The organism is Chitinophaga sp. 22620, from assembly GCF_052044405.1.
Taxonomy (GTDB): domain Bacteria; phylum Bacteroidota; class Bacteroidia; order Chitinophagales; family Chitinophagaceae; genus Chitinophaga.
This window is the reverse complement of the sequence record NZ_JBQEMV010000004.1, coordinates 326,710-351,180: the sequence shown is the minus strand read 5'-3', so window position 1 is coordinate 351,180 and position 24,471 is coordinate 326,710. Positions and strand designations below refer to the sequence as shown.

Below are 24,471 nucleotides of genomic sequence, written 5' to 3'. Positions count from 1 at the left end.
TTATTCCATCATTTTACCTTCCCGTTCGCACGGTTCATCCTGAAGCTGATATTGCGCAAGGGCAGCTTGTCTTTTTGTTTCACCAGCGCCTCGGCAACACTCTTCTCCGCCAGCCGCGGATGCGTAGCCTCCAACCTGCGGAATTCCAGCAAAGGCACTATCACGGCATGTTTGGAGCTGAAAGCCTCCAGCGGGTCCGTCAGCTTGCCGCCCACTACTTTCACGGGTTGTTTCACGCTGTGCAGGATGGCGTCCACTTCTTCTTTGGGTAAAGCGAGCTTATCCGCACCCGTTGCTTTTGCCCTAACGGCGTCTGCTTTGGGTTTGCCGGCTTTTATATCCGGCGGTGCGGCGGCTTTGGATAATACGGCGGAAAGGTTTTGTTGCAGGGCGGAAGCATCACGCAGGTCGAACGGTTTACCGGTAGCCGCGAATATCTGCTCTTTGAGGGCTTCCACTTTCGCCGCACCTTCTTTACCGAAACGCACATGCGCTTCGATCTCGTCCCTGGCTTCCGGGCTGAAAGAATAACCTATCTTTTCCAGTGCCAGCAAAGGATTGGCGAGGGCGAGCAAAGTAAGCGAAGGATCTTTGCCATGCTGTTCGAGGATACGCGGCATCTGCTGTTGCAATTCTCTCAGGGAGGAAATCTTTCCTTTTTCCATAAGAAGTGAATTTTAATTGGGGCAATAAAAACAATACGAATACGCAGTACCTTATGCTAATGATTTGGGGCTCGGAGTAATACGCCAAATTTAAGGAAAAGCGCCGATACTGCATGTTATTTTTCGTAAATTCGGCTATAAACCTGACCCCATGAAATGGCATGTAACCCCACAGTACGATACAGACGTACTGGTCATAGGCGGCGGCCCCGCGGGCGCTTCCTGCGCTTACCACCTGGCTGCACAGGGCATTAAAGTCACGATACTCGACTATCAGCCGTTCCCGCGCGATAAAGTATGCGGCGATTTCGTAGGCCCCGTTGCCATCCGTGAGCTGGCAGGTATGGGCATCGATCAATACGAAGCTTTCCGCAAAACGAACGTCATTACCCAGGCAGCCCTTTACCTGGACGGGAAGGCTATGATCACGAAGAACATTCCAAAGGTGAACGGCATACCGGACCATGGCCGCGTGGTACCGCGCCTGGAGCTGGATGACTGGATACTGCAGGCCGCGTTAAAAAAAGGCGCGAAGCTGGTAACCGGCAGGCTGCAGGACTACCAGGTATTCAGCAACGGCGTGCTGGCGCATCATAAAAAAGGTTCGCTGTTTGCCAAGATGATCGTAGGGGCGGACGGCAGCAGCTCAACGGTAGCGCGCATACTGACGGGCAGCAAGCCGCAGGCGGAAGACCGCATACTGGCCGTGCGCGCTTATTACCGGAACGTGAAGTGCGTGGCGGACCAGGCGGAACTGTACTTCACCTCCCGCAGCTTCCCCGGTTATTACTGGTTCTTCCCCACCGGCCCCGATACCGCGAATGTGGGCATAGGCATGGTGCAGGAAAATTTCCCGCAGCAGGAAGTGAACCTGAAACAATTGCTGCTCGAGCTCATCGAAAATGATCCCGCGCTGAAAGCAAAGATCGGCGACGGCGAACTGGAAGACAAAGTAGCTGGCTGGCCGCTGGCCACCTACAACCCTTCCCATCCCAAGACCGCGGACCGGCTGGTGCTGGTGGGCGATGCGGCGGGACTGATCAACGCGCTCAATGGCGAAGGCATTCAATATGCCACGCTCAGCGGCCGTTGGGCGGCGGAGGCCATTGCGGAATGTTTCCGGCAGCAGCAGTTCCATGAAGCGGCGCTGGCCCCGTATAAAAAGAGGATCGTGGAAGAATTGGGATTTGATATGTCGCTTTCCAACACGCTGATCCAGTTCATCCGCAACCGCAACCTGAACCCGCTCTGGCTGAAGCTGCTGGACATCATTGTGCAGAAAGCGCGGAAAGACGACGAATATGCGGATATTGCCGGCGGCATACTCGCTGGCCTGAAACCAGCCAACGAGGCCATGAGCGCATCTTTCATCGGCAAAAGCATTACGCAGGGCGTGCATACGCTCGCAGCGGACGCATTTCGCGAAGCGGCTAAAGGCCCGGGAAGCATTACGCGGCTGGCCTGGGGTGGCATGGTGTTCGGCATGCAAACGGCCGGCGATGTGATGCAGCATCCGAAAGATTATATCAGCTGGGGCAAAGGGATACTCAGCAATTCATTCCAGCTGGCAGGGCATGTGTGGAAAGACATGGGAAGGTGATCAATAATCGCGGTTGATCATATACAATATCATGCTCTCGATAAACTGCTTATCCTCCGAATCAGGCATGTGCCCGAATACGGTGTAGAACTCCTTCAGCGCGGCGCCTGCCAGGTTTTGCGCGTTCTTTCTCCCGTACGCGATACAATCATATTTCTTCATCATCTTCATCACCCATTCTGTTTCATCAGGCATGCGCAGGGAGCGTTTCTTCGCGAGGTAGGTCTCCAGCTTTTGTTTTTCTTTCGGGCTGCAGGTGTTCAGCAGGTGTATCAGCATCAGCGTACGTTTGCCTTCCAGCACATCGCCGCAAATCTCTTTACCGTATTTATCCTGGTCGCCGACCAGGTTCAGCAGGTCGTCCTGTATCTGGAATGCCGCGCCGAGGTAATACCCGAAGCGGTTGAATACGTCCGGGTCCATCGCGCCGCCGGAGCCAATGATGGCGCCGATCCGCAGCGGATGGATGCAGGTGTACCAGCATGTTTTTTTGAGGATCATGCGGAGGTAATCGTCTTCTTTCAGGTCGCAGAGATTATCCTGCCGCCAGCCCAGCTCCATGGCCTGGCCTTCCACGCTTTCCAGCACCATGTGCTCTATTTCGGAGAACACCTGCCAGGTAAGGCTGGGGCCTAGCGTGAAAATGTTGTGCATGAGGGGCCTGATGCTGAGCACATTCATCGCATCGCCCACATTGATGGCGATGGGGATGCCGTGCGCAGCGTGCATGGTAGGGCTCCCGCGGCGGTCGTCGCTTTCGTCTTCTATATCGTCGTGCACCAGGAAGGCGTTATGAAAAAGTTCCAGCGCGATGGCGGAATTCATGGCTTCTCCGGTGGTGCCGCCGAAAATGTTGCAGGCGGCAAGGCATAGCCCGGGCCTGAAACCTTTACCGCCGCGTTTGGGGTAAAGCGTCACCAGGTCGTAGAGGTACTTCTTTGGTTCGCGGTCCGGGATGAGATCGATCAGGGATTTGAGGCTGAGGTCCCGGTACGCGCTCAGCCTGGTCAGGAATTGTTCCTGTATGTCTGTGGAGAGCATGCGCTTAAACTACTTTCACCAGCAGGGTGGCTTTAAGGTTCGCCACATTCTTCCCTTGTATGAAGCAGGTGTAAGAACCCGGCTTAGCCCCGTCCGGCACACGGATGGCGATCTTCACGCTGCCGTTGCTGCCGGGCTGCAGTACAAGGGGATTGGGGTTGTAGGTGATGGCCGCCGCATCGATCTGGTTGTTGGAAGCGTCCAGCAGCGCCGTGTTGGTGAACTCGATGGTCTTCACCTCGGTTTTGCTGTCGTTTTCCAGCGTGATGGGCACTTCCAGCGCCTCGCCTGCTTTCAGGTCTTTGGGCGCGTGGATCAGCGGTATCTGGACAGGGTCTTCCGCCTGCGGGGCTTCGCTTGTGCCGCCCTGTTTGATGTTGATGATGCGGGAGGTGAGGCTGCCCACGTTCTTCACGGCAATAGTGGTAAAATCGATGAGAAGGTCTATCACATCATGCGCATCCTGCCGGAAGCGGGTAAGCAGCTCTTCCTTGTTGCCGCCGCGCAGCTTTTGCACGTCGGTGAGCTTGCCTTCTATCTGTTTGGCGGCCACAATGCCGCGCGCTATCTCCTCTTCGAGGATATTGGCGGCCTTCAGCACGATTTTGGAAGCACTGTCTACGATATTGCCCAGCCCTTCGAACTGAATACCGGTGGAGGGAGCGCTTCTTTCAGGTGCAGGCGTTGCCGCAGGGGGCTCTGCCGCCTTTTGCTTCGCTTTTGCGGGCATATGGGGATGTTTTTGGGGAATGAAACGATATACTGCTAGCCTACGGGGTTGGTGGGGACGTGCGTTACAGGTCCGTCATTGGGTCTGTCGTTCGGTTTGTCGTTGTTGTCGCGGCAATTGAACAGCCGGGTCACGCCTTTGATGACGATCTCGGCAAACGGCTGCCCCAGCAGGTTGATGCCGATGCGGTAATTGCTTTCCGCGCAAATGGGCTCGCATAGCTTGATGCATAAAGGAACGGCCTGCCCCTGGTTGTGCAGCATGCTTACCTGTAATGGTTTGTCGTTGAAAAGGTGCTCCAGCCGGGCAGCTCCTTCTTTTGGCCACTCAACAATGTGGACATTGTGATCTTCTGCCATGATAGGAAATTTTGAGGTTAATGGACTTTTGGTGGTTACGCTACCAAATTTAACTAAATATTCCCATGCAAAAAACAATTGGGCGTTAATTCTTCAGGCCGGTTTTACCCGGATTACCGTAATTTTGCAGGATGAATACCGATATCACCCATATTTTACCGTCAGACTTCCCTCCCTCCAGCCGGGTTTGGATATACCAGAGCAACCGCCCGTTCTCGTCCCGGGAAGCGGCTGAAATAGAAGAACAGCTGCACCAGTTCACCGAACAATGGAACTCCCACGGAACGCCTGTTAAAGGCTGGGGCCGCCTGCTGTTCGACCAGGTGATCGTGCTGATGGCGGACGAGTCTGAAGCCGGCGTAAGCGGCTGCAGTACAGACAGCTCCGTGCGCATCATCAAAAGCATGGAAAGGCAGTACAATGTGAACCTGTTCGACCGCCTGGCGCTGGGATTCATCGTGAAAGAGAAATTGCAGCTGCTGCCCATGGCGCAGATCAACTATGCCCTGGAAAAAGGGTACATCACCACCGATACGCTTTACCTCAACAATACCGTGCAAACGAAAGGCGAACTGGAGATGCACTGGCTCGTGCCGCTGAAAAAGAGCTGGCTCGCTCCCAAGCTCGGGCTGCATGCGTATTAGAAACGACGTCCAGGCAGTTATACCTGCTTTAAAAAGGGTGCATCGGATTCCGTTGCACCCTTTTTTTTCCATGCTCTTCACGGCAAAATAATTGTTAGCGGCTTGCTGAAAGTTTTATTAATTTCGGTGATCACTCTTTATGTATCAATCAGGATCTACGAAGAAATAATATTGCGTTAATATTTGCCACCGAACAATTCTATACTTTTCCGGCATGATGAATGAGGAAGTGCTCCACCAATATTTCCGCCAGGTCTGTGACAACGGTGACCAGGATGCCTATAACGAGCTGTACAAAGGGCTCTGTTCGCGCCTGATCCACTTCTCCGCCGCCATTACAGGCAGCTGGCAGCTTGCTGAAGAGATCGTGTCTGATGTATTTATCATGCTCTGGCACAAACGCGCCCAGCTCGCCGGCGTAGCCAATCCCACCGTATATCTCTATGTATGCACGCGCAACCAAAGCATTAACGCCCTGCGCCAGCAACGCAGGCACCAGCATATGAGCCTGGACAACCTGGATACCGAAGCCTTTGCCATCAGTCCCGATACCGAGCAGAACATGCTTTCCGCGGAAGTGATCCAGAAGATAGAGTCCGCCATCCGCAGCCTCCCCGCCCGCTGCCAGCTTATATTCCGGCTGGTGAAGCAGGATGGCCTGAAATACAAGGAGGTAGGCGAGCTGCTGCAGATATCTCCCAAAACAGTAGACGCCCAGCTGGCCATTGCTGTGAAAAAGATCGCCGAAGCCATCCGCCTGGATATGACGGCAGACATGGCTCAATCCTACCTTTTCCGCTGATCTGAAAAAAAAATTTTAAATCCCTTAGGGAATTCTCCTCCCTTTAATTGTCCTGTTATTATGATGCATGATAAGATCTGGAACCTGCTGGCCAAAAAGATGGCAAACCAGTTGTCTCCCGAAGAGGAAACGGAGCTGGAACGCCTGTTGCAGCAGCATCCTGACACTTCCTATATCAAGGAAGTAATGATGCAGCCCTGGAAAGACAAACACAAGCACTTTACGCCCGAAGAAACGGACCTGGCCCTGCAACGCCACCAGAAAAGGCTGCAGGCCGCGCTGGAAAGCGGGGAAGCAGAGCCTGAGCCCCGGACCGGCCGCGTGAGGCGGATGATATTACGCATCAGCAGCGTGGCAGCGGTGCTGGCGCTGGCTCTTTATATCGGTTACGCCGTTTGGCCGCAGCAGCGCGGCGCGGCTGACGCAGAATTGCAGCAGATGGTCACCCGCCAGGGTTCCCGCTCGCAGATCAAGCTGCCCGACGGCACCAGCGTATGGCTCAATGCGGGCAGCCAGCTCGATTACCCGAAGCAGTTCACCGGGCAGAACCGTGAAGTGACCTTACTGGGAGAAGCTTTCTTTGATGTGGCGCAGGATGCGGAGCATCCTTTCATCGTCAAAACAAAAACCTTTTCCATCAGGGTATTGGGCACCACCTTCAATGTACGCGCCTACCCGCAGGAAGAGAACGCGGTCACCTCGCTCGTGAGCGGCGTGGTGGAAGTGGTGATGGATAAAAATACCATCCGCCTGATGCCCAACGAAAAGCTCAGCATATCCACGCTGCAGACTGTGGGCAGCGGAACAGCGGACGATGAAACCAGCAGCATATCATCCGGCGCCCCTGCCGTAAAATCCACCCTCACCGAAGTGAGCGACAGCGTGATGGCCGAAACGGCATGGGTGGAAAACAAGCTGGCCTTCAAGAAGCTGCCGCTCGAAAAGGTGGCCGGCATGCTGGAACAGTGGTATGGCGCGGATATCCGCTTCAAGGACGAGAAGAAGAAACAATTATATTTCACGGGCGTGTTCGAGGAAGAAGATCTCACCGAAGTATTAAAGGCGCTGGAGCTGACGGGATCGTTCCATTTCAAAAAAGACGCGGAAGGCGTTATCTGGATAGAGTAACAATCAATTCTCAATATAGTAGCAATCTCGGTAAACAGGAACTGAACTTTTAAACAGACTACCAATGGCATAGACCTGCACCAGGCAGGATCATCAAAACTAATTTTCAATTTCCAGGCAATAAAGCCATAAAAAAACGGGAAATGTTCGCACCATTCCCCGTGTAATACCGGCTAATGACATTGCTATGCTTGTACATGAACTAATCATCAATTAACCGACAATTCAAAGGTATGAAAAAATGTCTAGTGGTGAGTTGGCTTCCACCCCGGCGAAGCCTCAAAAAACTACTCCTTATTATGAAGCTCTCCGCGATCCTCATTTTTGCTGTATGCATGCAGGCTAGCGCCTCCGTACGCGGGCAGAATACGATTTCCGTCAAATTATCCCGCACAAACCTTGAAAAAGCTTTTTCGCTCATCGAGCTTACATCGGAATACCGTTTTGTGTACAACGATGACCACCTGCCGCTGAACAGCAGGGTAACGCTGGATGCGAAGAACTGGCCCATCAGCAAAGTGCTGGACCAGATGCTGAGCAACACCACCCTCAGCTACCGCCTGATGCCTAACAACCTCATTGTGATAGCCCCTGCGGGCAACGAAAAGAAAGACGTAACCGCCCGCGGCAAGGTAACCAGCCCTGCCGGAGAACCGCTGCAAATGGTGAGCGTGCGCCTCAAGAACACCACCATCGGCACTTTTACCAACGAAAAAGGCGAGTTCGAGCTGAAAGTGCCCGAAGAAGGCATCCTCGTGTTCAGCTACGTGGGCTACGAAGCGCAGGAACTGCCTGTGAACGCGGGCTCTTCCATGCAGGTGAAGCTCGAACCCACTTCCAATTCCATGGAAGAGGTGATCGTAGTGGGTTACGGCACCCAGCGCAAGATCAATGTGACCGGCGCCATAGACCAGATCGGCGGCAAGCAGCTGGCTGAAAGGCCCATTGCCAACGTGTTCCAGGGCCTGCAGGGCCTCAGCCCCGGCCTCAACATCACTTACCTCGGCGGCCAGCCCGGGCAAACGCCGAACATCAACGTGCGCGGCTTCACTTCCATCAACGGCGGCTCCCCCCTCGTGGTCATAGACGGGATCGCTTCCGCTACAGACGACCTGCTGCGCCTCAATCCCGCAGACATTGCGTCCATCTCCGTGCTCCGCGACGCCGCATCCGCCGCCATTTACGGCGCCCGCGCGGCTTATGGCGTATTGCTGGTGACCACCAAAGACGGCGCTTCCGGCGGCAGGCAGGTGTTATCGTACAGCAACTACTTCGCCATGTCGCGCCTCACCGTGCTGCCAGTGCCCGTTACAGACCCCTACATCTATTCCCGCGTGCTGGAAACCTCTACAGACAACACACCCTGGGATTACGTGAATTACAGCGACGAACATTACGCCTGGGCCAAACAGCGCTCCGAAGACCCTTCCGTTCCCGAAGTGCGAGTAGACCCCAACGATCCCAACAAATGGGCTTACATGGGCAGCAACAACTGGAACGATTATTTCTTCAGCAAAAGCAGCCCTTCACAATACCATTCCATTTCCCTCAACGGCTCCGCCGAAAACGGCCGCAAGCTGCCGGTGTCGTACCTTTTGAGCGCCGACTATACAAAAGAGAACGGCCTCAACAGGCTGACCAAAGACGACTGGGACCGCTTCGGCCTGCGCAATAAGCTGAACCTGAAGCCGCTCAAATGGCTGAGCGTGGATAACAATATCAACCTTTACCAGACGCGCAGAACGCAGCCCACGGTAAATATAACGGACATCTACTACCTGCGCCCCACCGACGTGGCCAAAAACCCTGACGGCACCTGGGCCAATACCGGCGCGGGCGACCTCGCAGCAAGGCTTACAGACGGCGGCGGCAGGCAGGATACGCGCTTCGGCTTCCAGAATATCGCCAAAGCCACCGCCACCTTCCTGGACGGCGACCTGCAGATCACCGGCGATGCCAGCTTCAAACGCGAGCTGTGGAAATATCATACCGACAGCAAAAAGTACAGCATCGGCTACGGCCCCAACGACATCCGCCAGGTGGGCGGCGCGGGCTCCGTGAGCGAAAACACCGGCACCATCAAGCACGATGTGTTCGACCTGTTCGCCAACTACAACAAAACCTTCGGCAAGCACGCCTTCAGGCTGCTGGCCGGCTATAACCAGGAAAGCTACAAATGGCTGCTGATGAACGTTTCCCGTACCGGGCTCATCTCCTCCAGCCTGCCGTATATCGGGCTTACCAGCGGCGAAAGCACCGTTACTGTGCCTTTCAACAACGACTGGAACTATGCCATCCGCAGCTACTTCGGCCGCGTGAACTACACCTTCAGCGAAAAATATATCCTTGAGCTGAACGGCCGCTACGATGGTTCGTCCCGCTTCCCCGAAAGCAACCGCTGGGGCTTTTTCCCTTCTATTTCCGCAGCCTGGATCGCCAGCGAGGAATTGTTCATCAAAAACAATATCCGCGCGCTGAGCACGCTTAAGCTGCGCGCTTCCTACGGGGACCTCGGCAACCAGAGCGTGGATTATTTCGGGTATATGCAGCTGTTCCCGAAAAGCGACCGGTCGCCTTACCTGATCGGGGGCAACACCATCCCGGTTGTCACCGGCTCTCCCACCCTGCAGGTGGACCCGCGCAGCTACACCTGGGAAAAAGTGACCACTACCAATGTGGGCGCCGATGTGGGCGTATTGCAGGATAAAATACTCGTAGGCTTCGACTATTATGTGCGCAACACCAGCGGCATGCTCACCCCCGGCCAGGCGCTGCCCGCCGTACTGGGCACGTCAGTTCCCAAACAGAACGCGGCAGACCTTGCCACCAAAGGCTGGGAGCTTTCCATCAACTACCGCGACAATGTGATCGTAGGCGGAAAATCGCTGAGCTTCTCCATCCGCGGCATCCTGTCGGACTCCCGTTCCAGGATCACCAAATTCAAGAACGACCAGAAACTGCTGAACAACACAACCTATTACGAAGCGCAGAAAGCGCCAACCGGGGCAAACTCCTATTACGAAGGCCAGGAAATAGGCGAAATATGGGGCCTCACCAACGACGGCGTGTTCCGGGACCAGGCGGAGATCAACAAGCTGGACCAGTCGGACCTCGTGCCCTGGGGCGCGATAGACGTGGTGCCGGGCTGGCCCAGGTACAAAGACTTTGACGGCAACGGCAAGATCGAAAGAGGCTTCAGTGCGAACGATCCCAAAGACCTCCGCGTGATCGGCAACAGCGCACCCCGCTATCGTTACGGCATCAACCTGGACCTGGACTGGAACGGCATAGACCTTTCCATATTCCTGCAAGGTGTAGGCAAAATGGATTATTATCCGCACCATTACCTGTACTGGGGCCCTTACCAGCAGCCCTATGCCAACGTATATCCCTGGAACCTCGATTTCTACCGCGGTGAAGCCGACAGCGACGCAGAGCGCGCCAAACATTCCGCTTCCTATATCGCAGCGGGGCTGGCGGACGCCAATCCCAACGCATTCTTCCCCGTCATGCAGTCATGGCTGGCAGACAACAATTACACCAACGCCGGCGGCAGAACCGGGCTGGACCTTCCGCAGACCAAATACCTGCTGAACGCGGCGTATCTCCGCGTGAAGAACGTGACCATCGGTTACACCCTGCCCAATTCCCTCACCAAACGCTACAAGGTGAGCCGCCTGCGCCTGTTTGTAAGCGGCGAGAACATCTTCGAGTTTTCATCCATCAAAAAATACCTGGACCCTGAATCCATCACCGACGGCTATGGCTGGGAATATCCCTACCAGCGTAAATACGCGGCCGGCCTGAACCTTGACCTGTAATGGATTTAAACCGTAAATGAAAACAACATGAAAAAATTATCAATATACCTGGTTGCGGCCCTGGCAGTGAGCACGTCCTGCAACAAGGACTTCCTGAACCGCTACCCGGAAACCGCCATCACACCCGAAGTGTTCTTTAAAACACAGGAAGACCTGGCCCTTTATATGAATGGTATGATGGACCAGCGGGGCATGAACATCTACCGCGATGCGGACCAGGGTACAGACAACATGGCCACCACCGCCGCCGTTGAAATGAAGAACATTATGACCGGCACGCCCACCGCTGTAAATATCACCGGCGGCTGGGACTGGGGGCGCCTGCGCAACCTGAACTACTTCCTGGAGAACTATGAGCGCGCCGCCACCACGCAGGAGATCAAAGATCACTACGCGGGGCTGGCAAAATATTACCGCGCCATTTTTTACTATGAAAAAGTGAAACGTTTCTCTGACGTGCCCTGGTATTCCAAACCACTGGATCCCTCGGACGCGGAACAGCTCAACAAACCCCGCGACCCGCGCAGGCTCATCGTAGACAGTGTAATGAACGACCTTGCTTTCGCCACCGCTCACGTGAAAGAACGCGGCGCGGCCGAAGTTCCATCCAATACGCCGGACAAATGGTCTGCCACGATCATACAGGCCCGTATCGCGCTGCACGAAGGCACCTTCCGCAAATACCATCCTGAGCTGAGCCTGCAAAGCACCGCCGCCGGCTTCCTCGAAAAAGCAAGGGACGCAGCGCTGCAGATCATGAACAGCGGGACGTTCCAGGTATATAACACCGGCGTTCCCGCAACAGATTACGGCGTGCTGTTCAACAGCCAGGACCTCAACGGCAACAAAGAGGTGATCCTCTCCACCGCCTACGACCAGAACAAACAAATGGGCAACAATATCAACGGCACCGTGTTCGGCGACTACGAATGCTCCCCTTCCCGCAGCCTCGTAAGCGAGTACCTGATGAAGGACGGCACCCGTTTTACCGACATTCCCGGCAGCATGCAGCAGACATTCGTGCAGGAGTTCCAGAACAGGGACGCCCGGCTGATGCATACCGTGGCCTATCCCGGCTGGAAGTTCGTAGCCGATGCCGCGCCTTACATCCAGAAGCTCAATAAAAAATTCAGCGGCTACCACCAGCTGAAAGGATATGTCAACTCAACGGACAACATCCTGGCAAACAGCGTGGACTTCCCCGTGCTCCGCTATGCCGAGGCGCTGCTGACCTATGCTGAGGCGCTGGCCGAGCTGGGCACGCTCACACAGGCGGACCTCGACAAATCGGTGAACCTGCTGCGCGCAAGGGCCGGCGTGGCGCCGATGAGCCTTGCCGCTGCCAACGCCGGTCCCGACCCCGTACTGGCTGCCGCGTATCCGCTCGTAAGCGGTGCCATGAAAGGCGCCATCCTTGAAATACGCCGTGAGCGCCGCGTGGAGTTTGCCATGGAAGGTTTCCGCTTCGACGACCTCATGCGCTGGGGCGCGGGTAATTTGCTCACGAAGATCCCGCAGGGCATGTATTTCCCCGGGCTGGGCAAATACGACATGACCGGCGACGGGCACGAAGACATCATCCTCATCGACAAAGCAGCCACCGTGCCGCCGGACGGCACCAAGGAAAAGAACGCCCTGGGCGTGCGCCTCATTTATTACAGGGCCGGCACCATCAACGACGATGCCACCCTTTACCTCAGCAACGGCACCAGCGGCTACATGGTAACGGAAACGGGCACACGCACTTTCAAGGATCCTCAATATTATTACCGCCCTGTGCCGCATAGCCAGGTATTGCTCAATCCCAACCTGAAACAAATATTCGGTTGGTAAGGAAATGACCTTTAAATTGTAACAGAAATAACAACACGGATGAAACGAAAAGGCTTATTGTTCCTGGCACTATTCATCGCCGGCGCCAGCTTTGCACAGAATAAGAAGAAAGCGGTATTTATCATTGCCGACGGCATTTCCGCCGATGTGCTGGAAATGCTGAACACGCCCAACATGGCGGAGATCTCCAAAACAGGCTCATACCTCCGCGCTTACGTTGGCGGCGAAAAGGGCGGGTATTCGCAAACGCCTACCATTTCGGCCGTAGGCTACAACAGCGTGCTTACCGGCACCTGGGTGAACAAACACAATGTATGGGACAACGATATCGCCGCGCCGAACTACCACTACTGGACTATCTTCCGCATACTCAAAGAACAGTTCCCGCAGAAGAAAACCGCCATCTACAGCAGCTGGACAGACAACCGCACCAAGCTCGTAGGCGACGGCATGCCCGCTACCGGCAATATCAAATTCGATCTCAAATATGACGGTTACGAGCTGGATACCGTGAAATTCCCGCAGGACAAGGGCCGCGACTTCATGGAAAAGATAGACGACCTTGTGGCCACCGAAGCCGCCAACAGCATCCGCAAAGATGCGCCGGACCTGAGCTGGGTGTATCTTGAATATACCGACGACATGGGCCATATGTACGGCGACAGCCCGCAGTTCCACACCGCCATCCGCAAGCTGGACGATAAGATCGGCCGCATCTGGAAAGCCATCCAGTACCGGCAGAAAGAGCATAAGGAAGACTGGCTGATCATCATCACCACAGACCATGGCCGCGACGAAGTGTCCGGCAAGGGCCATGGCGGCCAGAGCCCCCGCCAGCGTTCCGGCTGGATCGTGACCAACCAGAAAACGCTGAACAATTATGCACGGTATTATTATCCCGGCGTAGTGGATATCATGCCCACCATCGCACGTTTTATGGATCTTCGTTTGCCCCTTCACGTTAGCCGCGAGTCAGACGGCATTGCGCTTACCGGCAAAGTATCCGTTGCCCAGCCCATGCTCATCAAAGCCGGCGAAGGCGTGCTCGACGTGAGCTGGAAAGCGATGGACCCGGAAGGCACCGTCAAAATATGGCTGGCCGCCACCAACAATTATAAAGAAGGCGGCGAAGACACGTATAAACTGGTGGCTGAAGTTCCTGTAGGCCAGGAACATTACCAGGCGGACATTAAAGACATTCCTTCGGATTTCTATAAAGTAGTGCTGGAAGGCCGGTATAATACGACCAACCGGTGGTTGAAGAAAGACCAGAAGAAGTAAAAAATATCTAAATTCCTTCAAAAAGGCAATTGGTAATCAACCAGTTGCCTTTTTTATTTGGGTTTTAGCCCAAGTTGGTTTAACTTTTCATTAACAGGCAAACGTCCCGGAAATCGTATCTCCGTTAATCGGTAATACCCAAACATGAACGCGGTCTTACATCAACTCAAAAACATTATCAACCTGGGCGCCCGGGATGCGGACGCCAACGAGGCCCGGTCGATCGTGATCGTCAATATCATGGGCATTATCCCTGCCATTTTCACGGTTATCATGGCGCCTGTGCTGTACGCGGTAACCGGCGACCTGGCGATACTCATCAGTCCTTTGATCGAAGGCTGCATACTCTTTACCATCCCCTTCTGGAACGTGATGCGCCGGCACAACATTGCCAAGCTCGTCATGTATTCCACGCACAGCCTCGGCCTGCTGTATTTCGGCCTGCTCATGGGGCCGGACGCGAACATCGAGCTGATCGTTGTATTCCTGATAGGACTGTCTTTCCTCATTTACCCGAATACCGCTTCCAGGCTCATCAGCGTGGCAGCAGTAGTGGTCGTGCTCACCATACTCGGCATCAGTTTCGGTTATCACTTCGTGAAGTGGCTGGTGCTGGCGGCTACCATCCTGCTCAACGTGATGGTGTTCTATTTTTATTCCGCCCATTTTTCCGAGAGCATCGATGCGCTGGTGATGCAGAACAAGGCCAAGAGCCGCGAATTTGCGCGCACCAACCATGAAACGCGCAACCACCTGAACGTGGCGAACACCGTATGCGAGGAATATCTCCGCCACTTCCCCACCGATACCGAGAATGTGACCATACCCGTCAAAGACGCCAAGGCGCTGAGCTTCTCCATCAACCGCATCAAGGAAGTGGTGAACAACGTGCTGGATTATTCGCAGCTGGAGCACAGCCGGCCCGCCCCTGCCTACGGGAAAGTGAACATCCGGCAGTGGGTGGAAGAGCTGGTGGCCTCGTACCAGATATTTGCCGGCGAAAAGAACGTGAACATCCGGCTGGAACTGTCTCCTAACCTTCCGTATACAGTCATGGCCGACGAAAAGGCCATGACGACCATCCTTTCCAACCTGCTGTCCAACGCCATTAAATTCACTTTCAGCAACACGGCCATTACCGTGCAGCTGGATGCGGGGCGCGACAATATTATCATGCGGGTGATAGACCAGGGACCGGGGCTCACCGAGAGCCAGAGCGCGCAGCTTTTCCAGGCCTATATCTCAGACCGCAGCAACCGCTACAAAGGCACAGGGCTGGGCATGCCCATTGTGCTGGAAACCCTGAAGCTGCTCAGGGGCAGCATTGCCGTGAAGAGCAACGACGGCGTAGGCAGCGTATTTATCGTAACGATCCCGGTAACAGGTCCGGCGCAGGAATCCGCAGAGCAGCTGGCGCCGCTCGGCAAAACAGTGCTGGTGGTGGACGATAACCCTATGAACCTCCGTGCAACAGAACTGCAGCTGCAAAAAACCGGCTGCACCGCCATTAAACACATGGACGTTCATACAGCCATCCAGGCTACTTTCCTGAAATGCCCGCAGGTGATACTGCTCGATTACCAATTGAACGGCATGAACGGATTGGAAGCCATTCAGCTGATCAGGCAACACGAACATTTAAAAGACGTGCCGGTAATTATAACTTCCGGTATTACCGGCATTGATACGGATAAAGGGTTGCTGGCCGCCGGGGTCACCGGTTTTCTTAACAAACCTGTAGAGCTGCACCGCCTGTACCATTATTTACAAATGTCAGAAAGCGCTTTAACAACCGGCTGAAACGGCACAAAAAAGACACAGTGCCCGCTAGTATTAGCTGCATGCGTTCCTGAGGACAGGGAACCGTATGAAGTTCTGAAGTTTACTGCGATACTCCTATGTGCCAGTAATCCTGCGTTTGCGGCCCCGCGCTGTTATTTCGAGAATGTGCGCCGGCCTTACCCTTTCTTTTTATTCCAATCACCTAAAACCATTTGTTTATGCAAACACTCACTTTGGATCGGGCATTGTACTGCCCTTTCCCGGCGCGTATTAGCGCCATGGTTGACGCGGTAGAAGAACATACCGATCAATGGACGCTTGCTTTCGGCCTGCATCGCGGGGATTCTTTCCAGGAATATAAACGGAGCGCTTTCGGGCATATGACCTGCCGCTTCTATCCCACCGCCGGCTTCAAACGCCTGTGCATCACCAACGACCTGCTGGTGCTGCTTTTCCTGCTGGACGATATGCTCGACCACGAATCCGGAGCGGACACGCCGCCTGTCAACTTCGAACAGTTCGCCCGGCAGTTCTGCAGCGTGCTGGTGAACGACGAAACGCATACCTATAAAAGCGGCCCCGTGCTGACGGCCCTCAGCGACGTATGGCGCCGCATGCGCGAGCTGTGCGACGCGGAGCTGAAAGGGCAGCTGGTGCAGGACGTTGTGCTGCTGCTGAAAGCCATCAAATGGCAGCACCAGAACACGAAAGCCGGCATCGTCCCTTCGCTGGACGACTACAGCCACTGGCGGCCGCTCTTCGGCGGGGCCCACCTGGCGGCCACCCTGATTTTTTTTGCCGAAAACACACAAACTCCTTTGAAGACCTTCCGCAAAAAACCCCTTGACCTGTTAACGACATTATGCGGCCACCTCGGCTGCTGGGCTAACGACCTGATCTCCCTGCACAAGGAACAAGGCCATGGCGACTTCCACAACCTGGTGCCCATCCTGCAAAACGAATACGGTCTCACCGAAGATATAGCCTCCGACCGGGCCCTGCAGATCCACAACCAGGAAATGCGTGATTTCCATATGCTGTACAAGCGCCTCGATTATTACGTAGGCAAACAAAAGGACATCGGCACCTACATTACCGACCTGGCGATGATCGTAAGGGGCAACCTGGACTGGTCGTTTATTGATTCGGAGCGGTATAGTAGCCGGTTGAATCTGATGTGAGGGGTTCGAGGGGTGAAGGATATAAAGGGTGGTTGGGATTTCCTGGCCGCCCTTCCGCTTTTTTGGAGCATCAGCTTCCCAAGCCGAGGGTCATTGGAAATAAAAAAGGCCAGCTTTTGCTGACCTTTTTTGGAGCGGAAAACCGGGCTCGAACCGGCCACCCTCAGCTTGGGAAGCTGATGCTCTACCAAATGAGCTATTTCCGCTGGTGTTTAAATTCCTTCCTGGCGGTATTGACTTTTTCCGCTGGAAGGGAGACAAATATACGAATGTTTTGAATTTGGAGAGATAATACCCCTTGCCAAAAAAAAATATTTTCCCCTCACTAAGGGTACCGCCCTCATTCCATCTCTATATCCGTAGAGCGTAACCATCCACCGGTATGAAAAAAGAAAACGACATCAATTCCCTCGCGGAAAAATGGCTGAACGGTACCATTACGGAAGAAGAGAAAGAGCAATTTGAAGCCTGGTACAACAGCCAGCCGGGGTTTGATCTTCAGTGGCTGAAAGATGAGACAGAAGAAGACCTGAAAAAAAGGATCTTCCAGTCCATTATTCACCAGGTTGAAGCAGATCAGCCCCTCGTCCGCCGCATGCCCTGGAAACGCAGGCTCTCCGCCGCCGCAGCAGTATTGCTCATATTAGGCGGCACCGCATTTTATCTTTTCAACCGCCAAAACGGCCGCCAGGACCAAGGCATTTCCACCACCGCCAGCCAGGCCATCACTTCCCCGGCATCCGCCGCCACGCTTACCCTTGCAAGCGGCGCCATCATCCGCCTGGACAGTATAAAAGACGGCATCCTGGCACGACAGGGCAACGCCGCCATCCGCAAACTTCCCGACGGCGGGATCGTGTATGAAAACGGCGGGCGCGATGAAGCCGCGATGCTGAACACGCTCACCGTCCCCAGGGGTGGCACCATCCTCACCGTAACGCTGGCGGACGGCAGCAAAATATGGCTGAATGCTGAAAGCTCGGTCCGTTACCCGGCGGCGTTTGCAGACAGCAGGCAGGTAAGCGTGTCCGGCGAGGCATACTTCGAGGTGAGCCCTTCCGCTGCCAAACCATTCCGTGTGAACGCGGACGGCGTGATCACACAGGTGCTGGGCACCCACTTCAATGTAAACACCTTCGAAAAACAGCGCGGCATTTTTGTGACCCTCCTGGAAGGCTCGGTAAAGGTCAGCAACGCCTCCGCTTCCCACTTGCTGAAACCCGGCCAGCAGGCAGGCGCAACCGCCACAGGCAACATCCGCCTGAACGAAACGCCGGATATAGAAGGCGTTATGGCCTGGAAAAGCGGTATGATCAAACTTAATAATTCAGACATACATACGGTAATGCAACAACTGGAGCGGTGGTATGACGTAGATATACAAATAGAGAACGGCGCGGAAGGCAGGCGCTTCTCCGGGTCCATATCCCGGAACAACGACCTGGACACCGTGCTGGAAATGTTATCAATGACAAGGGAAATAAGTTTCAGACGCGAAGACAGGACCATCATCGTATCTCCGTACCGGTAGTTTTTTTGCAGCCACATTTAACGAGCTAACACGTAATTCCATTTTTATGAAAAGAGAAATTCCGCGCTATGGCGGCCCATGGGGCCGGCTGATTGTGCCTATCCCTTCCTTTCCTTTCCGGAAGCCTGTTTTCATGCTCCTGGTCCTGCTAAGCCTGCAGGTACAAGCCAAAACCTACAGCCAGTCGCTTACGTTCTCCTATAAGAATGTATCGCTGGAGCATATCTTTACCGAGATCAAAAAACAAAGCGGGTACCTGTTCATCTGCAGCAGCAAACAACTGGAAAACACCCGCAACGTCAGCATCTCCGTAAAGAACGCCTCGCTGCAGCAGGTGCTTGATCTTGTTTTTAAGGAGCAACCGCTCACGTACAGGATCGTAAAGAACACGATCGTTGTGATGCCCAAAGAATCCGCCGCCCCGGCCGCTTCCCTGGCGGCAGCCGCCGCAATAGAGATCAGCGGCACTGTAACAGACGAAGCCGGCGTGCCCCTGCCAGGCGTCACCATCCAGCTGAAAGGCACGTCCACCGGCACCAGCACGGATGTGAACGGGAAGTACTCCATCAGCATCCCGCAGCATGGCACACTGGTTTTTAGCTATACCGGGTTTTCCTCCCAGGAGATCGCCACCGCCGGGAAAACCGCCATCAACGTAAAAATGGCCCGGTCGGAAACGAGCCTGAACGAAGTAGTGGTAGTGGGTTACGGCACACAGCTAAAAAAAGATATCTCGGGCTCCGTTTCCGTAGTGTCTGAAAAAGATTTTAACAAAGGCGTTACGCAGACTGCCGCGGACCTGTTGCAGGGCAAAGTGGCCGGCCTCACCGTGACCACGGAAACCGGCGATGTGACCGCCAAACAGACCATCCGCCTGAGAGGTTCTTCATCCCTCACCGCATCCAGCGCGCCTTTCGTAGTGATAGACGGGGTGCCCGGCATGGATATGAATTCCGTATCGCCGCAGGACATTGAATCCATCAGTGTACTGAAAGACGCAGCCGCCACCGCCATTTACGGCTCCCGCTCCGCCAGCGGCGTGATACTCATCACCACCAAAAAAGGTAAAAGCGGGCAGGCCAAAGTACAATTCAACAACTATATCGCCGTAGACCAGGTGTCCAACAAACCGGAGCTGCTCTCTGCCTCCGAATGGCGCGCATACACCAAAGACAACGGCATGGACGTAACCGGGCTGGATGTAGGCGGGAACACGGATTGGTTCAAAGAGATCATGCGCACCGGCGTTTCGTACAACAACAACCTGTCCGTATCGGGCGGCAACGACAAAGGCAATTACCGCGCTTCGCTGAACTATCTCAACCGCGAAGGCATCATGCGCGACAATGACCTGAAAAGATTCAACGCATTGTTTTCCGTGAACCAGAAAATAATGGACGGAAGAGTGAACCTTTCGCTGGTAGCCGGCGCCATACAAAGCGACTTCTCCCCCACCAACAGCTTCAACTCCGTGCTGGCCTACACCATGCTGCCGGTATACACCATCAAAAATCCCGATGGCAGCTGGTTTGAAAAATTCGACTGGGAACAGGGAAACCCCGTGCACAACATCACCGAAAACCGCAACCTTACCAAAACCAGCCAGCTGTACGGCAATGGTAATATCAGGGCTACCCTTTTCGATGGGTTCACCACCAGCGTAAACCTTTTCAAACAGCGCAGCACGCAGGATGGCAGCCGGTATAACGCCATCACCACACAGTCCGGCAGAACGGACCATGGTTACGCCCTGCGCGAAAACAGCGTATGGGACAAAAACCTGATGGAGCTTACCGCAGAATATGACAAAACCTTCGGGCGGCATCACCTGAAAGTGCTGGGCGGATATTCTTACGAAGTGAACCTCATGCAATACATGAAAGCATCGAACCGCGGTTTTATCACCGACCAGTTCGAATATAACAACCTCGCCGCCGGCGAAAGCCTGTTCCCCAGCGACGTAGGTTCCGCCAAAGAAGAAAGCAAGCTGATCTCGTTCTTCGGGAGGCTGAACTACAGCTACGACAGCAAATACACCGTAACCGCCACACTCCGCCGCGACGGCTCTTCGAAATTCGGCAACAACAACAAATGGGGGATCTTCCCTTCCGCTTCCGCCGCATGGACCCTCACCGAAGAAACATTCCTGAAAGGCAACCCGGTGGTGAATGACCTGAAACTGAGAGTAGGGTACGGCGTGGTAGGCAACCAGGAAGGTATCGGCCCGTACAGTTCCATCGCGTTGTACGGCAGGGGCGATGAATATTACGACAACGGGCGGTGGAGAAATACCTACCGGTATGTGCAGAACGACAATCCCAACCTGAAATGGGAAGAAACCTCCACCCTGAATGCCGGCATCGACTTTGCGATACTCAACAGCCGCATTTCCGGCGCGCTGGACTATTATGTGAAAAAGACCAGCGACCTGCTCTACGTATACAATGTACCCGTGCCCCCCAACCTCTTCCCTACCACCCTTGCCAACGTTGGCGATATGACCAATACCGGTTTTGAACTGGCCATTAATACGGAAAACATCCGCACAAAAAACTTCCGCTGGAACAGTTCAGTGAACTTTGCCACCAACAAAAACGTCGTGAACAGGCTTTCGAACGAGCTGTACCAGACGGAAAGCATCAAAACCGGCGGCATAGCCCTGCGCGGCTCCGGCAATCTTACCAGCCATATCATTGAAGAAGGCAGGGAAGTAGGCACGTTTTACGGCTGGAAATCAAAAGGCCTGGACGAAAACGGCAAGTTTATCTTCGAAGACCTGAACAAGGACGGCGAGATCAACAGTCTCGACTACACCTATATCGGCCAGGCTTTGCCCCGGTTTACCTACGGCATTTTTAACTCCTTTACCTACAACCGTCTTAATCTTTCTTTTTTCCTGAGAGGCGTGTATGGCAACGACGTGCTGAACAACCCGCGGCTGCAATACGCCAACAAAAAGTGGCTGCCCGGCTCCAACGTCATGAAAGACGCGCTCACGAACGGCATCAACGACGATCCGAAATACTCCAGCTATTATATCGAAAAAGGTTCATTCCTCCGGCTGGACAACGCCAGCTTTTCCTACGATGTGCTTGAAAAGCCCTGGAAAGGCATCAAGGGGATGCGCCTTTATGTCACCGCGCAAAACCTGTTTGTGATCACGAAGTTCAAGGGGCTGGACCCCGAGGTGAACATGAGCGGGCTGGCGCCCGGCGTGCTGGAAACGGTTTTTGTCCCAAAAGCCCGGACCTACTCATTTGGTGTTGATCTTAATTTCTAAACAGCCAACAACAAACGTCATGAAAAATTTCAGATTACCGGCATTTACCATCCTGATCTTTACAGTGCTTACCCAGGCCTGTACCAACCTGGATGAAAAACTATACACCCAGGTATCCGTAGACGATTTCGGGAAGAACCAGGAGCAGATCAATGCGCTGGTAGGCTCCATATACAGCGGCCTGAAGCTGCACGGCATAGACTGGGATACCTATCTTACCATGGACGGCCTTTCTTCGGACATGATAGCCATACCCGGCTACAAAGGCGGGGACTGGAGCGAGCCCATGTACAAGGAAAGCATGCAGCACAAGTGGAACGCCAGCAGCAGCGGGTTCAACGAGTCCTATTTCGGCCCTTCCGCAAACATTGCCCTCTGCAACCAGATCTATTACCAGATAGATATCAACAAAGCCATTGCATCCGACCTCAAAGAGCAGATACTGGCGGAGATCAGGGGCGTGCGCGCTTTCTGGTACTATATCCTCTGCGACCACTACGGCAATGTGCCTATCGTAACGGACTTCCTGGACAAAAGCCAGCCAGCCACCAAAACGCGCGCGGAAGTATACAGCTTCATCGTTGCTGAACTGAACGAGATCAAGGATAAGCTCAGGAGAGACGTGGCCACGCCCGCCAGCTACGGCAAAATGACCCGTGGCGCCGCTTACACGCTGCTTGCAAAAATGTATCTCAACGCACAGGTATGGAACCCGGCGGGCGGCGCAAAGTGGCAGGAATGCGCGCAGGCTTGCGACACCGTGCTGTCCATGGCCTACCAGCTTGAAAAGTGGGATATCAATTTTGTTCCGAACAACCACATCTCCCGCGAAGCGATATTTTCAGCCGCCTTTAAATCCGGCGGAACGGGCAGGCAAAACAATATTGCGCTCAACACGCTCCATTACTTCGATCCCATCGCGCTGGGACTGAGCATCAGCCCCTGGAACGGCATTGCGGCCAACCCTGCTTATGTGAAAGAATTTGACCCGGCAGATACAAGATATGCCGCGTCTTTCCTGATCGGCCCTATGAAAGATCCTTCAGGGAACATCATCATGACGCCGCATGGCCGCCCGCTGATCCACACCGTGGATATGGTCATGAATGAGCCGGGGCCCGACGGCTGGGGATGGATCAACCAGGAAGAAGGCGCGAGGATAAAAAAATGGGAATTCGAGCCGGGGCTGAGCAACAGCATGGAAAATGATTTCCACATCTTCAGGCTGGCCGATGTATACCTGATGAAAGCCGAAGCTATCGTCCGCAATGGCGGCAACAACGGCGAAGCCACTGAGCTGGTGAACAGGATACGCGCCAGGGCCTTCGCTGACCCGTCTAAACTGTATGGCTCCGTGACGCTGGAAAACATTTATAAAGAAAGAAGGTTCGAACTGGCCTGGGAAGGTTTTACCCGCCAGGACATGATCCGCTTCGGCAAATTCCTCCAGCCCCGCCCTCCGTTCAAACCATTCACCAGCGACGCAAAATACCTGCTGTATGCCATACCGCAGGCCGCTATAGACGCCAATAACAAATTAAAACAGAACGACGGGTACTGAGCCCCCGTCCTTTCAAAACACATACATCTATTAAACTCTCTCGCATGAAGAACATGACCAGGAAAGATTTTCTAAGCAACGTAAGCGTATTGGGCGCAGCCGCCATTCTCTCTCCCTCCGCATTCGCATCCGCCGGCACACAACAGCAGCCGTTCAGGCCGCTCAACAGGAAAGTAAAAGTAGGCCTCATCGGCTGCGGCAGCGTGTCAGGCGTGTACCTTCCGCACCTCGCCACCTGCCCCTACGCGGAAGTGGTAAGTCTCTGCGACATCAAACCCGAGCGCGCGGAAAGAGCCGCCAAAAAGATCGATGGCGCCACTGCCTACCCTCATATCGATAAAATGCTGGCCGGCGTGCCTTTCGACCTGCTGGTGAACACCACCAACATGCAGGAGCATGGCCGGCTGAACAAGATCGCCATTGCCGCGGGCAAAAACGTATGGTGCGAAAAACCGCTGGCCACCACTTACCAGGAAGGTGTGGAAGTACTGGCCATGGCCAAAAAGAAAGGCGTGCAGATCTGGGGAGCGCCGGCAGTGGTGAACAGCCCGCAGTTCGCATTTATGGCCAAACAGGTGAATGAAGGCAAGCTCGGCAGGATCGCGGCGGCGCATGGCCACTACGGTCACGAAGGCCCTGGCTGGTCCGCTTTTTTCTATGAGAAAAACGGCGGCAGCCTGCCGGACCTGGGCGTGTACAACATTGCAACGCTCACCGCCCTGTTTGGCCCCGCCAAATCGGTAGTGGCCATGGTGAACGTCATCACCCCCACCCGCAAAGTGGACGACAAAGGCACAATACCGGTGGTAGCGGAAGACAATGCGCAGGTACTGTTCGATCACGGCAGCGGCGTATTGTCGCATATCCAGTGCGGCTTCAACTACTTCGATCCGTACGGCCACCAGGGCACCGGCCAGGAACGGCCTACGATCTCCGTATACGGCAACAAAGGCAATATGCACATGGTGGGGTACGACTGGAAGCCTGCCGGAGTGGATATGGCCACCCACGACAATCCTTCCACCAAACGTTTTGTAGAAGACGCAGGCACGTATGTATGGCAGGAAGGCGCTTCCGTGATCTGCGAATATCTTTCCACCGGCAAAAAACCGCTGATCAATGTAGAACATTCCCTGCATGTGCTGGAGATCATCGAAGCCGCCAATGAATCGCAGCGCACCGGCAAACGGATCCCGCTGAAGTCTTCATTCCCCTGGCCCATCGTAAGCTAA

At 54.5% G+C, this 24,471-nt stretch carries 17 protein-coding genes and 1 tRNA gene; 13 read left to right on the top strand and 5 right to left on the bottom strand.

The features are described 5' to 3' along the window. Positions 1–8 precede the first annotated feature (8 nt). Positions 9–665: a hypothetical protein gene (locus ACTJIK_RS20760; protein WP_440649454.1), complete on the bottom strand. Its 657-nt coding sequence runs from the start codon at positions 663–665 to the stop codon at positions 9–11. A gap of 151 nt (positions 666–816) precedes the next feature. Here ACTJIK_RS20760 and ACTJIK_RS20755 point away from each other — a divergent pair, with 151 nt between their 5' ends. After that, on the top strand, positions 817–2,265 hold the full coding sequence (locus tag ACTJIK_RS20755; protein ID WP_440649453.1) for an NAD(P)/FAD-dependent oxidoreductase: 1,449 nt from the start codon (positions 817–819) through the stop codon (positions 2,263–2,265). On the opposite strand, the gene ACTJIK_RS20750 is transcribed toward ACTJIK_RS20755, so the two are convergent. Genes ACTJIK_RS20750 through ACTJIK_RS20740 form a run of 3 tightly spaced genes read right to left on the bottom strand, consistent with a single transcriptional unit; the run spans position 2,266 to position 4,395 of the window. Then, complete coding sequence (locus ACTJIK_RS20750) at positions 2,266–3,306, bottom strand: polyprenyl synthetase family protein (protein WP_440649452.1); 1,041 nt, start codon at positions 3,304–3,306, stop codon at positions 2,266–2,268. It abuts the gene before it with no gap. A 4-nt stretch (positions 3,307–3,310) separates the two neighbouring features. Next, positions 3,311–4,036 carry a COG1470 family protein gene (locus ACTJIK_RS20745; protein ID WP_440649451.1) on the bottom strand — a complete coding sequence of 242 codons (726 nt, stop codon included), beginning with the start codon at positions 4,034–4,036 and terminating at the stop codon, positions 3,311–3,313. A gap of 35 nt (positions 4,037–4,071) precedes the next feature. Then, positions 4,072–4,395: a hypothetical protein gene (locus ACTJIK_RS20740; RefSeq protein WP_440649450.1), complete on the bottom strand. Its 324-nt coding sequence runs from the start codon at positions 4,393–4,395 to the stop codon at positions 4,072–4,074. A 131-nt stretch (positions 4,396–4,526) separates the two neighbouring features. On the opposite strand from ACTJIK_RS20740, the gene ACTJIK_RS20735 reads away from it, so the two are divergent. From ACTJIK_RS20735 to ACTJIK_RS20700, 8 genes are all read left to right on the top strand, one after another. Beyond that, entirely contained in the window at positions 4,527–5,039 is a 513-nt protein-coding gene (locus ACTJIK_RS20735; RefSeq protein ID WP_440649449.1) for a hypothetical protein, read from the top strand. A 214-nt stretch (positions 5,040–5,253) separates the two neighbouring features. After that, positions 5,254–5,841: an RNA polymerase sigma factor gene (locus ACTJIK_RS20730; RefSeq protein WP_440649448.1), complete on the top strand. Its 588-nt coding sequence runs from the start codon at positions 5,254–5,256 to the stop codon at positions 5,839–5,841. A gap of 60 nt (positions 5,842–5,901) precedes the next feature. Continuing rightward, positions 5,902–6,969 carry a FecR family protein gene (locus ACTJIK_RS20725; protein WP_440649447.1) on the top strand — a complete coding sequence of 356 codons (1,068 nt, stop codon included), beginning with the start codon at positions 5,902–5,904 and terminating at the stop codon, positions 6,967–6,969. Positions 6,970–7,268: 299 nt separating this feature from the next. Then, a complete protein-coding gene (locus ACTJIK_RS20720; protein ID WP_440649446.1) occupies positions 7,269–10,790 on the top strand; it encodes a SusC/RagA family TonB-linked outer membrane protein in 3,522 nt (1,173 codons plus the stop codon). Positions 10,791–10,817: 27 nt separating this feature from the next. After that, positions 10,818–12,623 carry a RagB/SusD family nutrient uptake outer membrane protein gene (locus ACTJIK_RS20715; RefSeq protein WP_440649445.1) on the top strand — a complete coding sequence of 602 codons (1,806 nt, stop codon included), beginning with the start codon at positions 10,818–10,820 and terminating at the stop codon, positions 12,621–12,623. A gap of 39 nt (positions 12,624–12,662) precedes the next feature. Then, the gene (locus ACTJIK_RS20710; protein ID WP_440649444.1) at positions 12,663–13,904 is read left to right on the top strand and encodes an alkaline phosphatase family protein; all 1,242 of its coding nucleotides are present in this window, start codon (positions 12,663–12,665) and stop codon (positions 13,902–13,904) included. Positions 13,905–14,048: 144 nt separating this feature from the next. Continuing rightward, the gene (locus tag ACTJIK_RS20705) at positions 14,049–15,704 is read left to right on the top strand and encodes an ATP-binding response regulator (protein WP_440649443.1); all 1,656 of its coding nucleotides are present in this window, start codon (positions 14,049–14,051) and stop codon (positions 15,702–15,704) included. A 200-nt stretch (positions 15,705–15,904) separates the two neighbouring features. Continuing rightward, positions 15,905–16,867, top strand: coding sequence for a terpene synthase family protein (locus ACTJIK_RS20700; protein WP_440649442.1), 963 nt, complete (start codon positions 15,905–15,907; stop codon positions 16,865–16,867). Positions 16,868–16,997: 130 nt separating this feature from the next. Here the strand turns inward: ACTJIK_RS20700 and ACTJIK_RS20695 are convergent. After that, positions 16,998–17,073 (bottom strand) — tRNA-Gly (locus ACTJIK_RS20695). A gap of 176 nt (positions 17,074–17,249) precedes the next feature. Here ACTJIK_RS20695 and ACTJIK_RS20690 point away from each other — a divergent pair. Genes ACTJIK_RS20690 through ACTJIK_RS20675 form a run of 4 tightly spaced genes read left to right on the top strand, consistent with a single transcriptional unit; the run spans position 17,250 to position 24,471 of the window. Next, positions 17,250–18,398: a FecR domain-containing protein gene (locus ACTJIK_RS20690; RefSeq protein WP_440649441.1), complete on the top strand. Its 1,149-nt coding sequence runs from the start codon at positions 17,250–17,252 to the stop codon at positions 18,396–18,398. Positions 18,399–18,444: 46 nt separating this feature from the next. Further along, positions 18,445–21,678: a TonB-dependent receptor gene (locus ACTJIK_RS20685; RefSeq protein WP_440649440.1), complete on the top strand. Its 3,234-nt coding sequence runs from the start codon at positions 18,445–18,447 to the stop codon at positions 21,676–21,678. Between the two features lie 19 nt (positions 21,679–21,697). Continuing rightward, entirely contained in the window at positions 21,698–23,239 is a 1,542-nt protein-coding gene (locus ACTJIK_RS20680; RefSeq protein ID WP_440649439.1) for a RagB/SusD family nutrient uptake outer membrane protein, read from the top strand. Positions 23,240–23,283: 44 nt separating this feature from the next. Further along, positions 23,284–24,471, top strand: a complete 1,188-nt coding sequence (locus ACTJIK_RS20675; RefSeq protein WP_440649438.1) for a Gfo/Idh/MocA family protein — start codon at positions 23,284–23,286, stop codon at positions 24,469–24,471.